The organism is Flavobacterium sp. LPB0248 (assembly GCF_013388355.1).
GTDB lineage: Bacteria > Bacteroidota > Bacteroidia > Flavobacteriales > Flavobacteriaceae > Flavobacterium.
In genome coordinates this window covers 1,071,325-1,083,365 of record NZ_CP058246.1, presented here as the reverse complement: position 1 = coordinate 1,083,365, position 12,041 = coordinate 1,071,325, and the positions used below count along the sequence as shown (strand labels likewise).

Below are 12,041 nucleotides of genomic sequence, written 5' to 3'. Positions count from 1 at the left end.
ACTTTAACAATTTTATTTTTTTCTCATTTAGTATCGAAATTGTTAAATGTTGATTTTATAGTGATTAATCAAAATTCTTATTAGAACTTGTAGTGACATAAACTTTAAAAAGGCTTAATTTTGCAGTCTGAAAAACGATTTCATGATTTTACCATTCTTTAAAAAGATTCAAAATACGCCGCGAGGATATCGTATTGCCAACACTGTTTTTTTCTTTCTCTCTGGTTTTGGTTATTCTTCTTGGGTTTCGAGAATCCCACATATACAAGCCCAATTAAAATTATCTGAAGCCGAATTTGGAGCTGTTTTATTTGCTTTTCCAATCGGTTTAATGTTGACGATGCCTTTTACAGGAAAACTGTTAAACAAATACAGTAGCCGTTATATTATGCTGCTTGGTGCGGTAATGTTCAATGTTGCGCTTTCCTTGCCAGGTTTGGCAGCATTTGTTTGGCAGTTGGTTATTATACTTTTGTTCTTTGGAGCTTCTCGTAATATTTTCAATTTATCTATAAATGCACAATCTTTAGAAGTGCAGAAATTATATCCAAAATCGATTATTACGCGTTTTCATGCCGTTTGGAGTATTGCCGTTTTTTCGGGAGCGGGATTAGGTTATGTAATGGTAACACAGAAAATTGCGCCATCGCATCATTTATTGGGAGTAAGTATTTTTATGCTGGCTCTAACGGCTTGTTTTTATCCGATGAGTATTCACAACGAACCTGTTCCAGTTAAAAAGAAGTTCTTCTCTATGCCAGAAAAAAATCTAGTAAAATTTTCGCTGATTTGTTTCGTGTCAATGGCTTGCGAAAACACAATGTACGATTGGAGCGGAATTTATTTCGAAAATATATTAAAAGCTTCACCAAAACTAACCAGCGCTGCGTTTGTGTTTTTTGCTTCGGCAGTAACTTTAGGACGTATTTTTGGCGATTATGGTGTAATGAAATTTGGAACTAAAAAAATACTACTTTACAGCGGAATCTTAATAACGGCTGGTTTCGGTCTTTGCTTTGTCTTGCCGTATGCATATCCAACAATTTTCGGTTACGTTTTAATCGGATTTGGAGTTTCTTGCGTGGTTCCGTTAGTATTTAGCATTGCCGGAAGATCATCAAACTTAAGCAGTGGTTCTGCCTTAACTTCAATCTCAACAATTGGTTACCTCGGATTTTTATTGGTTCCACCAATGGTTGGTTTTATCTCTGAATATCTAAGCATGAAATGGGCGTTTCTTATTATGGCGCTTCTAGGTATTCTGATGATTTTTATGGTGAGTAAGATCGGGGAGAATGAGTAGTTTTTAAAATACTAAGTAAGTTCTAGAGTTTAGCAAACCGTTTTATTTATTATTTTGCATTAAACAAGCTTTCAATTTGGATTCTTTCAGCAAAAGTTTCAAGATTTAAGTCTGAAGATATATTATTAAAGAGTATTTTAACTTTTTGCGCATTTTCTGGGTGAATGATTTTACAATTTATAAAATCATGATCATTTAGATATTCTCCAAAAGTTGATAATAATTTTTCTCTAGAAATTAAAGTATTTTCTTTTTTTGTTTTAAACCATTTTTTTTGAACTTTAGTCAATAAAAAATAATCTGCATTAGGAATTACATTTGGAATATGTTCAGTCCAGCTTGAAACGGTGATAACATCATTGTTTTCTTTTGTTTTGAAAAAAAACATTTTAGGAACAAAATAAGCGTTCCCTAACTTTTGTTGAATTAAATTTCGGTTAGCATTATAATTCCAAATTTGATTTGATTTTTCAATGTCTAAATAACTGTTTTGTTCTGAAAAATGGCTTGAACTTGCATGTAAATTTGTGTTATTCCAATTGTTAAACAATTCTTGTTGATTCGGCTTGTATGGTTTGTCATTTTCAGATTGCGGATTGAAAACATATAAGTCTAAATCATTTACTAGTTTATCTATAAATTCGAATGCTTCAATTCCGAAGAAACTTGGTCGAAGAAAATTTAGATTGAAGGAAATATTTACATCCTTGAAATCTTCAAAATTTTCAAAATTTTCAGAATCGTTATTATTTTCTTTTTCTGTTTTTTCGAAAGTAAAATATACTTCTGTATCAGAATTATGAAAAAACCATTGATTATTTTCTTTTGGAACTAATTCTGAGGATAAAAAATTCTCAATTTCATTATCAGTTATAGGGCTTCCTTTAGTTTTGAAAAAATATAAATCGTAGCTCATCTTTAAATTAATAATATTATTATTTCTTCGTCATCACAAACTTCTCAGAACTTGGTTTTCCGTTCAGATTCCCAGAAATCTCTGCAGTTAAAGTATTATTTGCCCCTTTTGTATACGTGATTTTTTGTGGATAATCGTGTTTTGGATTTTCGAAAACCAATTTTTGTTCTGTTTCAGAAGTAGAAGGAAAGAAAACTGGTTTGTCATCATTTTGTCCTTTTACAGTCGCTTTGTAAGTAAGCGTTTCGCCTAGTTGAGCCAAAACAATAGTTTCAAAATGCAAAGTGTCTTTTCCTTTAATAAAATAAGAAGAAGCGCTAAAAGTACTGTCGTTTAGTTTTTGCCAATTTTCAGATAAAACTCCATCTTGAGTTTTATTTTCCCAATTCCCGATTAACCAGTCGGCTTTTTTGATTTTATCTTTTTCGACTGTTTCTTTTTTCTGGCAGGAAACTGCGGCTAATACAAGAGCTAAAAGAGTAATTTTCTGAAACATATTTATGAGGTTTTTGATAGCACTAATGTATGAATTTTTTTTTAGCCACGAATTCACGAATTATTTTTGGTAATTACTATGTTTAATATCATCTGCTACGGATTTAAAGGATTAGCGCAGATTTCTTTTTGCCACTTATTTACACTAATTTATTTCACGCAAATGCTGCAGATTCAGGCATATTAAATTTGATTTTAAATTAAATAAACTGATAATATCTGCTTAAATCTTTTTAAATCTGCGTGAAATAAAAAAATCGTGAAATTCGCAACAAACTAAACGTTCAGTTTATCAATAAAAATTCGTGAATTCGTGGCTAAAAGAAAAATCAAACGCTAGCGCTCAAAATAGAGTAAACCAATTCCTTAGTCGGTTTTTGATCTTTTAGTTTTTCGCGAACTTCATCAAAAGTCACTTTAAAATCACAGCCCGATTTGTATTCAGCACAGCCATAAGCTGTTTTACCTTTTAAGATAGTTCCTTTTTTGCATTTCGGACACATCAAAGCATCTGAACTTTCTTTTGTTTCGGCTTTTTTATCTATTTTCTTTGGTTCTAATTTCAGTTTGTAATTTTCTTCAAAACGAATTAAACCCTCAACAGTTCCAGAATCTGTTTTAAAACCTTTTATATTTACTGTAGAACCTTTCTGAACCAGTCTTAAATACTGACTTTCCGTAATTTTTTTATCATGAAAAACAAAAGGCAACACAAAATCACAGCCCGATTTATATTCGCTGCAACCAAAAGCCGATTTTCCCTTTAGTATATTTCCTTTTTGACATTTCGGACATGTTTCTGCCGAAATTCCAGCCACTTTCTTTTTCTCTTTTTCTGCTTTTACAACTGGTTTCTGAATCGTTGCAGCATGCGAAATATTGGCATGTTTGGTTTCGCTTCGAACCTCATAAACCAAAGCTTCCACCATATGCTTCATGTTTCTGATAAACGCAGCAGCGGTGAAAGTCCCTTTTTCAATATCTTTCAGCTGTTTTTCCCAAGTTCCAGTAAGTTCTGCCGATTTCACCAATTCATTCTGAATCGTATCAATCAATTGAATTCCCGTTAAAGTTGGTAAAACCTGTTTTTTATTTCGAACAATATACTGGCGCTTGAAAAGTGTTTCAATAATATTTGCTCGAGTTGACGGACGCCCGATTCCGTTTTCTTTCATCAATTCACGTAAATCTTCGTCGTCAACCTGTTTTCCTGCAGTTTCCATGGCGCGCAGTAAAGTCGCTTCTGTAAACTGATTAGGCGGTTTGGTTTCTTTTTGAAGAAAAGATGGTTCATGCGGCCCTTTTTCGCCCACAGTAAAACTCGGCAATAAATCGGGTTCTTTTTCTTTCGCATTCGGATCTTCAAAAACAACGCGGAAACCTTTTTTTAAGATTTCTTTTCCAGTTGCTTTAAAAGTCACATCGGCAGCTTTTCCGATTACGGTTGTATTGGCAACGAGACAATCATCGTAAAAAACGGCAATAAAACGTCTTGTAATAATATCGTAAACCTGCTGCTGATTATGAGGCAGATTGTTTTGAACTCCGGTCGGAATAATCGCATGGTGATCGGTTACTTTTTTATCGTTGAAAACCTTTGGTGATTTTTTGATTTTTTTCTCCAAAACAGGCTGAGTCAACGCTGCATAATTCGTCAATTTCTGCAAAATCCCAGACACTTTCGGATAAATGTCATTCGGTAAAAAAGTAGTATCTACTCTGGGATAAGTGATTACTTTCTGCTCGTACAAAGTCTGTGCAATTTTTAGTGTTTCTTCAGCCGAAAATCCGAATTTCTGGTTGCAATACACCTGTAAACCTGTTAAGTCAAAAAGCTTTGGAGCATATTCGTTTCCGTTCTTTTTATCTACAGAAACAATTTCAAAATCACTTTCTTTTACTTTTGCCGCTACAATTTCTCCATCTTCTTTATTTAAAAAACGGCCTTCTTCATAACTAAAAAGCGTTTCTCTGTACAAAGTCTGCAATTCCCAATAGGGTTGAGGTTTAAAGTTTTCGATTTCCCTAAAACGATCCACAACCATTGCCAGCGTTGGTGTCTGCACGCGCCCGATAGACAAAACTTGTTTGTAACCACCATGCTTTACAGTATACAAACGCGTGGCATTCATACCCAATAACCAGTCGCCAATAGCTCTAGAAAATCCGGCATAATATAAATTATCATAATTGGCTGATGGTTTTAAGTTTTCAAAACCTTCTTTGATTGCTTCTGTTGTAAGCGACGAAATCCACAAACGCTGAATTTCGCCTTTGTAATGCGCCTCGTTCATTACCCAGCGCTGAATCAATTCTCCTTCTTGTCCAGCATCCCCGCAGTTTATAACCACGTCGGCTTTTTCAAAAAGGCTTTTAATAATTTTAAACTGTTTCTGAATTCCTGAATTCTGAACAACTTTGGTTTCAAATTTTTCAGGAAGCATAGGCAGATTGTTCAAATCCCAGCTTTTCCAATGCGGTTTATAATCGTTGGGTTCTTTTAAGGTACATAAATGCCCAAAAGTATAAGTCACGGCGTAGCCATTACCTTCATAATATCCGTCATGTTTGGTATTAGCGCCCAAAACAGATGCGATTTCACGTGCTACACTTGGTTTCTCAGCAATACAGACCTTCATTTTTTCCTTTTCTTATTGAAGAGCGAAAATAACGATTTTTTTTGGAGGGCTAATTATTCAAGAAGATAAGAAAGCAAAGTTTGATTTTTCAGCTAGAAAAATTCCTACTTAGCAGCTCCAAAAGTTCTTAATTTATAAAGTAATAAAAACAGGAATTTTTCTTGTTAATATATTGGTTTTGATTGTTTTTATATGTTATTTTGTCGGAATTTAATTATAATAAATGAATTTTATGAAGACCTATTTTATCATTGAATTTTTGGAGTTAAAAAAAGCAAAGAAAATCTTATTCTTATTTTTTGCTTTAACCTTTTTATTTTCATCATGCAGTAAAGATGATGATACTTCTACTGCGCCAACATTACCAGATAAGGCTGTTGGTAAAGTTACAGGAACGGTAAAAGATGAAAATGCGATTCTTGCTGGCGCTACAATAATTTTAAAACAAACAGGGAAGGAAGATATAAATACAGTTGTTGGAACTGATGGAACTTTTGTCTTCGAAAATATTCCTGCTGGCAATGTTGTTCTTGTTGCTTCTTTTCCGTTATATGCAAGTAAAACTACTCAGATTGTTGTTGAAGCCGGTAAAACAATTGATATACCAATTATTTTGACTGGTGATGATACAACTTTGACACTCATACCAGATGCTAAATTTGAAGAGATACTTATAAAATTAGGATATGATGTTGGTCCTGTTAACGGAAGTGTCCCAACGTATAAAATTGTATCAGTTAAGAATTTAAATTTAAATGATTCTGGTGTAGCGGATTTAACAGGACTTCAGGACTTCAAAGCTTTGGAACGTTTCTCATGTTCTAATATATATGGTACTTCGGTTATAAAATTAACTTCAATAGATGTGTCGAAAAACACAGCATTAAAATTCCTTGATGTTTCATTTAATAAGATAGCTGCTTTAGATATCTCTAAAAATACTGCTTTAGAAAGCTGCGAATTTAGTTCTAATTTAATAACTAATATAGATGTTTCTAATAATAAAGCTTTGAAGGTATTATATTGTGACAGAAATCCTCTCAGTACCTTAGACGTTACCAAAAATATAGCATTAACACAGCTATCATTTGGAGTTACTTTAACTTCTGTAGACCTTTCTAAAAATACAGCATTGACAAATTTATATGCTAATGATGGTAAATTAACAAGCTTAGATGTTTCTAAAAATACAGCTTTAGAAGTTTTATGGGTTAATAACAACCAGTTAACTACTTTGGATCTTACTAAAAATACAGCTTTAAAAGATTTAATGTGTCATGAAAATGCTTTAACATCTTTAGATCTGACCACGAATACTGCTTTAACTGGGATTTCATGTTCGGATAATAAATTAACTTCAATCAATATCAGTAAATGTAGCGAGTTAGTGAGAATAACTTGCGGAAATAATATGCTAACAAGTTTAGATGTGAGTAAAAATTCAAAATTAATAGGCTTAAGCATTTCTTATAATAAGATTGCTACTTTAGATCTTTCTAATAATCCTCTAATTGCAACTAAAGGTAGTGATTATCTGTTTTGTGACAATAATCTCTTAAGTACATTAAATTTGAAAAATGGAAGTAATTTAAAATTTACTTATGGAACTTTTAAATCTAATAGTCCTACACTTCAAATAGCGGTAGATGATGTAGATTACGCAAATACAAATTGGAAAAATTTTAAAGACCAAAGCGCAGTTTATGTAAGTTCTTTTCAATAAACTTACTGTTTGGATACTATTTTATGTTTCATCCTGTTAAAATCAAACTAGTGATTTTGACTGATAAACCTTCTAAAAAAGCTGTGAGAATAATTTCTTGCAGTTTTTTTTTAATAATTAAAATAGAAGTATTGTTTTCACAACATAGCCTTTAAAGACATATTCGTTTTTAAAGACTATGTTTTTTTAGTGATAAGAGCTTCTAATTTTATTAAAAAAAATCGTTCAGTAAGTAAAGCGTTATTCAGTTGGAAAAGTTAAATTAAATTCTGGTTTTTTGATGGCAAGTTCTTCGCATTTTTTTTCAAACTCCATTTTATTGAAAGGGCCAAAAACGGGTTTGTCTTGAAAAATGCTTTTTGTTCTTTCAATAATATAATAATGCGTTATGTTTAAATTTATTTTGTCTTTGGAATTCTTTAAAGGTGGATGCTGTTTTGAATAAATATATTTAGAATTGTATCCTGTGGCAAAAACAAAAGCAGGAACTAATATTTCTACTTTTTTCAAAGACCTTGATTGATGTATATCAATCCAAAGAACCTCGTAGTCGTCTACGATGGTTTCGATTTCGTAATCGTGAAAACCAAAACAAGAAGTTAATGTAATAGAGGTTAAAACTGCAAAAACGATTTTTTTCATGAGTTTAAATTCTCTTTTTGTATAATTTATTTTAGATGATTTAAAAACAGATTTGGATAACTTCAGAACCGTTAAGCTATTTATACTTTAAAAATATCAATTCTTTTTATCCAGAAGATTTCCGATTCTAAAAATTGAAGTTTTGTCTTCACTACTTTATCACTTTTGTCCCTTGCATTTTTAGTAACAAATCTTGCTGTAGAATGGCTAAAATCTAAAGTATATTTTTCGTCTAAGTCTGTTTTTTTATCAGACGAAAAAGTAACCAGATTGTCTTTTGCACTCCATTTTCCTTTTCCATACAAGTTGCCTTCTTCTGGATTTCCGCCTTGCATATTGGAATACGAATGAAACTCAAATGTTCCATCTTGATTTAAAGTCAGTTTATATTCAATTTTATGTTTTTCTGTAGAAAGAGAACGAGTGTAATCGCCTGCAAACTGATTAGACTGTGCAAATAAGTTTAATTTTATAATTAAAAGTAAAGCGGTGATTATTAGTTTCATTTTTTTTGGTTTTGAATGGTTTAATAGTTTCATAAAAGAAGCTTTTTCAAAATTAAAGGGTTTCAAACCAAAAACCTTACGTAAAACCGTATTGATAGAATTTTATAATTTTTGCGAGTTTTTTCTTTATTGCTACAAAAAGGCGTATCTTGCCAAAAGATTAAAATCTATACCATAATGGTCACTGCAAATTTTTATTTAGTAAACAGCTGTCTAATGTGCTTAATGTGCACATTATTGTATTTGCATGACGATACTTTCTTAAAAAGCTCAAAAGAGTTTATTCCTTTTGCCCTGTCACAACTCTAGACAGGGGGATTCTTTTGTAATCAATTTTTATTATTCAATCTCATTTTTATTCAGGATATGATATCGTTGAATAGTCGCTTTGCGTACTGTTTACTGTAGAGTTGTATTATATCTTAGAAAAAATGAAACAAACAAGAAAGTCATGTCACAACATATAATTTTAACTACAGGAACCTACGATTTAATTAAAGATCACGTAAGAAGAAAAAAAGTAACTGTACAAGAAGAAGAGCTTTTATTAGGCCAGTTAAAACACGCCACACAAGTATTGCGAAAAAATCTGCCAGAAGATGTAGTTTCAATAGATCGAAAAATTACTTATAAAGACCATATCAATAACGAAGAAAAAACAATTCTTTTAGTTGGTCCAGAAAAAGCGAAAGTCAGTAAAAACAAAATTTCGGTACTTTCAGATGAAGGAATTGCAATGGTGGGTTACAAAGAAGGCGATATTATTGAATGGCCTGCTAAAAAAGGAAATCTTAAATTAGAAATTTTGAAAGTAGAAGAATAATATCAATATTGTCCGTTTTCGTTTTAAAGTCAGTACTAATCCCAAAGGAGTTTTCTTTTGGGATTTTTTTTTGAAATAATAAAACAGCGAAATAATAAGAGAATTACCTCAAAACGACGTTCATTGAAAGCTTAAAATAATTAAATTCGTTCATCCCAATTTAGTTATAACCAATTCTGAATGAGAATGAAACAAGCTGAAACTATAGACGAAGTAATTCTGTTATTGGATCAAATAATAGAAAAGTCAAAAATAGACCAAAGCAATTTAGGTCTATTTGCTATTCTGTATCGCGAAGTGACGGTAAGAGTAAAAGAAGGTATTCTGGCAGGTTCTTTTCAGAACGGTGAACGAATGGAAAAGCTGGATGTTATTTTTGCCAATCGATATTTAAAAGCGTATTATCAATACCAAGCCAAAGAAAAACCGTCTGAATGTTGGGCATTTGCTTTTGAACAAGCCGAAAAGTTCTGGCCGATAGTTTTACAGCATTTACTGCTCGGAATCAACGCTCATATTAACCTCGATTTAGGAATTGCCTCGGCAGAAGTCAGTACAGTCGAAGACATCGAAGATTTAAAAGCCGATTTTGATAAAATAAACTCCATTTTGAGCAATCTCGTTGGCGGTGTCGAAAAATGCTTAATCAAAATTTGGCCTACACTTACGTGGATATTAAAATTTACGGGCAAAGTAGATAATTTCTTTATCGATTTCAGCATGGAAACTGCAAGAAATGGCGCATGGAAATTTGCCAACGAATTTGTCGCAGTTCCAGAAAACGAAAGGGAAGCCTGCACACAATTACGAGATCAGAGAATAACAGAAATCGCCAGATTGGTTTCGAATCCTGGGTATTTTGTAAGCGCTGTTTTTAAATTCATTCGTTTATTCGAAAGAGGAACTGTTGCTCAAAAAATAATCGATATGCAGATTATGGAAGAAAAAAACATGGAATGTATCGTGGCGTGATTTGGGTTTTTAAAAGTTAGATTTTCTACGTCGAAAATATAAAAAGCTGCATGATTTTGCAACTTTTATTTTTTATCATAAACACATTCAAATTCTTGAAATGTTAAAGTGATTTTGTACTTATATTTTTATATTTTTGACTGCATAACCACCCAATCACCCATTAACAAACTAACCATTCTATGAACAACATTACCTCAAAGGCAAGATTGCCTAAAATTTATAATACCGCAGCAATAGTAGCATTTGTATATGCTGGATTAATGCTAGTTTTTTCAGTTTACAAAGATTTCATTTATGTCGACCAAACTTGGCTTCATGGTCTTACAGCTAACGGATTTTCTGTTTTCAGTAATCTAATCTGGATCGGACTTTTGTTAGCGCTTAAAGTTCTTTTGAATAAAACATTGCAATACAATAAAGCAAATTCATTAATAAATGCTTCGTTCATTTTTTTAGGAATAGGAGTTTATTCTGTTGGTGTAATTTTTTTTAAGTCTCTAAAAGTTTATTTTTCTTCAAACGATGTTAATGCGCTGCTCTCCTTTAGTGCAAGTTCTATTTCGAGTGCCATTCTTTTGCTTTTATCCAGTGTGGTCTTGATTGTAATTGATATTATTTTAGGAAACCGTCTTAGAAAAATTGATATTGTTTTAAAAGATTACTTTAAAATCTTAGGTTTTTCCTTTATCGTTTATGCAATCGTTTCGGCGCTTCAAATGGTAAAAGTCATTAACAGCGATATCGTTGTGTTTTTGCCAAAAATAGTTTTGATTGTAGTTTTAGGAAATGTTTTTAAAGAAGTTTCTAAAATGAATCCTGCCGATTTACCGTCTGAACCAGAACCTAAAGTTGCTGCTAATTATGCTCCAGCTAAAACTTTCTCTGAAAATAAAGTTGAAAAAGTAGAGAAAATAAACGTTTCAGATAGAAAGAAAGAAATTGCAGAGCAGGAAATAATTCCAGTTTTTGATATTAACGAATTGGAAAATAAAGAGACCATACTTTCTTATTTTGAAAACCTGTCAAACGATGAAAAAAACAGACTGGGAGTTGTAGTGGCAAAAAAATACAATCAGGATTTGACAGCAGAACAGACAAAGAATCTTATTTTACATTACATCACAGAGAAAAAACTATACGATCATAATCGATTTGCGCCACAATAAAAGGCCATTTTTCTTGTGTTTTCATCTATAAAAAACATCCCAAAAAGCGCTTTCTTTTTGGGATGTTTTTTTTGAATTAAGTATTAAAAATAATCATCAGCATTATAAAACCTCCCAAAAATAGAACTCCAATCATGTGGTTTTTGTTGCTATTATCATCTTTTTTCTGATTACTTCCGCTTGGTGACCAGAAACTTGAAAATGTTCTGAAATCATTGTCATTGGAAAGAGTCCATAAATTGTAACCAAGAAATCTTGCTGAAGCTCCTAAAAACTCCAGAATAATTCGCCCTAATACTATTTGCTCAAGATCCATTTTAAAAGATCTAGTTAATTATTAATCATAGGATTCAAATTCGCATCTTTATTACGCAAATCCAAACCGCCTTCGTAAACCGATTTTAGATTGGTCAAATAAAAATGCCAACCGTTGGAACAGCCCAATCTGATAAATTTTTTCGAATTATCATCTGTCGGAATGTTATGATGACGAAGTTCTACGATTGTATATCCATTTTCTTCACTCAATTTTATATCTACAAGACACGTTCCTTCAAACGTAAACTGCAGTTGGTCTTTTCCGTTGGCAGAAGTGATTTTTCCTTTCATGGCATCATCATACAAATACCAAAGCCATTCGTAAGCATTGCCTCCCGAAACATTTTGATTTTTGCTGATTGGTTCCAGATTTGCATCAAAAAAAGATACTTTTTCTAGAAACCATTTTTCCAATTCGTTCGCAATGGTCCAAGCATTGTAAATGTCGCTAAGTGGCGCTTTAACAGCTATTTTTTTGGAGAAAGAAGTCCAGTCGAAGTTTTCCATGATTTGATTTTTTTAATGATTAACGAAT

General features: G+C 32.2%; 12 protein-coding genes. 5 read left to right on the top strand and 7 right to left on the bottom strand.

All coding sequences use genetic code 11. The annotated features are described in order from the left end of the window. Positions 1 to 142: 142 nt before the first annotated feature. Positions 143 to 1,303, top strand: coding sequence for an MFS transporter (locus tag LPB248_RS04500; RefSeq protein WP_177210384.1), 1,161 nt, complete (start codon positions 143 to 145; stop codon positions 1,301 to 1,303). A gap of 49 nt (positions 1,304 to 1,352) precedes the next feature. On the opposite strand, the gene LPB248_RS04495 is transcribed toward LPB248_RS04500, so the two are convergent. From LPB248_RS04495 to LPB248_RS04485, 3 genes are all read right to left on the bottom strand, one after another. Continuing rightward, entirely contained in the window at positions 1,353 to 2,219 is an 867-nt protein-coding gene (locus LPB248_RS04495; protein WP_177210383.1) for a hypothetical protein, read from the bottom strand. 19 nt (positions 2,220 to 2,238) lie between these two features. After that, positions 2,239 to 2,715, bottom strand: a complete 477-nt coding sequence (locus LPB248_RS04490; protein ID WP_177210382.1) for a DUF6265 family protein — start codon at positions 2,713 to 2,715, stop codon at positions 2,239 to 2,241. 328 nt (positions 2,716 to 3,043) lie between these two features. Then, positions 3,044 to 5,353: a type IA DNA topoisomerase gene (locus tag LPB248_RS04485; RefSeq protein WP_177210381.1), complete on the bottom strand. Its 2,310-nt coding sequence runs from the start codon at positions 5,351 to 5,353 to the stop codon at positions 3,044 to 3,046. Positions 5,354 to 5,585: 232 nt separating this feature from the next. Between LPB248_RS04485 and LPB248_RS04480 the strand changes: the two genes are divergently transcribed. After that, entirely contained in the window at positions 5,586 to 7,076 is a 1,491-nt protein-coding gene (locus tag LPB248_RS04480; RefSeq protein ID WP_177210380.1) for a carboxypeptidase regulatory-like domain-containing protein, read from the top strand. Positions 7,077 to 7,316: 240 nt separating this feature from the next. Here the strand turns inward: LPB248_RS04480 and LPB248_RS04475 are convergent, their stop codons facing one another. Together LPB248_RS04475 and LPB248_RS04470 are read right to left on the bottom strand one after the other, a co-directional pair. Beyond that, complete coding sequence (locus tag LPB248_RS04475; RefSeq protein WP_177210379.1) at positions 7,317 to 7,718, bottom strand: DUF3997 domain-containing protein; 402 nt, start codon at positions 7,716 to 7,718, stop codon at positions 7,317 to 7,319. An 80-nt stretch (positions 7,719 to 7,798) separates the two neighbouring features. Next, positions 7,799 to 8,224: a copper resistance protein NlpE N-terminal domain-containing protein gene (locus LPB248_RS04470; RefSeq protein WP_177210378.1), complete on the bottom strand. Its 426-nt coding sequence runs from the start codon at positions 8,222 to 8,224 to the stop codon at positions 7,799 to 7,801. Between the two features lie 451 nt (positions 8,225 to 8,675). Here LPB248_RS04470 and LPB248_RS04465 point away from each other — a divergent pair, with 451 nt between their 5' ends. The 3 genes from LPB248_RS04465 to LPB248_RS04455 all read left to right on the top strand — a co-directional run bounded on the left by LPB248_RS04465 (position 8,676) and on the right by LPB248_RS04455 (position 11,188). Continuing rightward, a complete protein-coding gene (locus tag LPB248_RS04465; protein WP_177210377.1) occupies positions 8,676 to 9,047 on the top strand; it encodes a GreA/GreB family elongation factor in 372 nt (123 codons plus the stop codon). A 180-nt stretch (positions 9,048 to 9,227) separates the two neighbouring features. After that, complete coding sequence (locus LPB248_RS04460; protein ID WP_177210376.1) at positions 9,228 to 10,019, top strand: DUF5995 family protein; 792 nt, start codon at positions 9,228 to 9,230, stop codon at positions 10,017 to 10,019. 182 nt (positions 10,020 to 10,201) lie between these two features. Next, positions 10,202 to 11,188 (top strand): hypothetical protein, encoded by a 987-nt coding sequence (locus LPB248_RS04455; protein WP_177210375.1) that lies wholly within the window; start codon positions 10,202 to 10,204, stop codon positions 11,186 to 11,188. A gap of 76 nt (positions 11,189 to 11,264) precedes the next feature. Here the strand turns inward: LPB248_RS04455 and LPB248_RS04450 are convergent, their stop codons facing one another. Beyond that, entirely contained in the window at positions 11,265 to 11,504 is a 240-nt protein-coding gene (locus tag LPB248_RS04450) for a hypothetical protein (RefSeq protein ID WP_177210374.1), read from the bottom strand. 14 nt (positions 11,505 to 11,518) lie between these two features. After that, the gene (locus tag LPB248_RS04445) at positions 11,519 to 12,013 is read right to left on the bottom strand and encodes an SRPBCC domain-containing protein (protein WP_177210373.1); all 495 of its coding nucleotides are present in this window, start codon (positions 12,011 to 12,013) and stop codon (positions 11,519 to 11,521) included. Between the last annotated feature and the right edge of the window lie 28 nt (positions 12,014 to 12,041).

What these genes read in the sequence shown, in the direction of transcription:
- LPB248_RS04500 (WP_177210384.1), top strand. Translation starts at nt 143, where the DNA reads ATGATTTTACCATTCTTTAAAAAGATTCAAAATACGCCGCGAGGATAT.
- LPB248_RS04495 (WP_177210383.1), bottom strand. Translation starts at nt 2,219, where the DNA reads ATGAGCTACGATTTATATTTTTTCAAAACTAAAGGAAGCCCTATAACT.
- LPB248_RS04490 (WP_177210382.1), bottom strand. Translation starts at nt 2,715, where the DNA reads ATGTTTCAGAAAATTACTCTTTTAGCTCTTGTATTAGCCGCAGTTTCC.
- LPB248_RS04485 (WP_177210381.1), bottom strand. Translation starts at nt 5,353, where the DNA reads ATGAAGGTCTGTATTGCTGAGAAACCAAGTGTAGCACGTGAAATCGCA.
- LPB248_RS04480 (WP_177210380.1), top strand. Translation starts at nt 5,586, where the DNA reads ATGAAGACCTATTTTATCATTGAATTTTTGGAGTTAAAAAAAGCAAAG.
- LPB248_RS04475 (WP_177210379.1), bottom strand. Translation starts at nt 7,718, where the DNA reads ATGAAAAAAATCGTTTTTGCAGTTTTAACCTCTATTACATTAACTTCT.
- LPB248_RS04470 (WP_177210378.1), bottom strand. Translation starts at nt 8,224, where the DNA reads ATGAAACTAATAATCACCGCTTTACTTTTAATTATAAAATTAAACTTA.
- LPB248_RS04465 (WP_177210377.1), top strand. Translation starts at nt 8,676, where the DNA reads ATGTCACAACATATAATTTTAACTACAGGAACCTACGATTTAATTAAA.
- LPB248_RS04460 (WP_177210376.1), top strand. Translation starts at nt 9,228, where the DNA reads ATGAGAATGAAACAAGCTGAAACTATAGACGAAGTAATTCTGTTATTG.
- LPB248_RS04455 (WP_177210375.1), top strand. Translation starts at nt 10,202, where the DNA reads ATGAACAACATTACCTCAAAGGCAAGATTGCCTAAAATTTATAATACC.
- LPB248_RS04450 (WP_177210374.1), bottom strand. Translation starts at nt 11,504, where the DNA reads ATGGATCTTGAGCAAATAGTATTAGGGCGAATTATTCTGGAGTTTTTA.
- LPB248_RS04445 (WP_177210373.1), bottom strand. Translation starts at nt 12,013, where the DNA reads ATGGAAAACTTCGACTGGACTTCTTTCTCCAAAAAAATAGCTGTTAAA.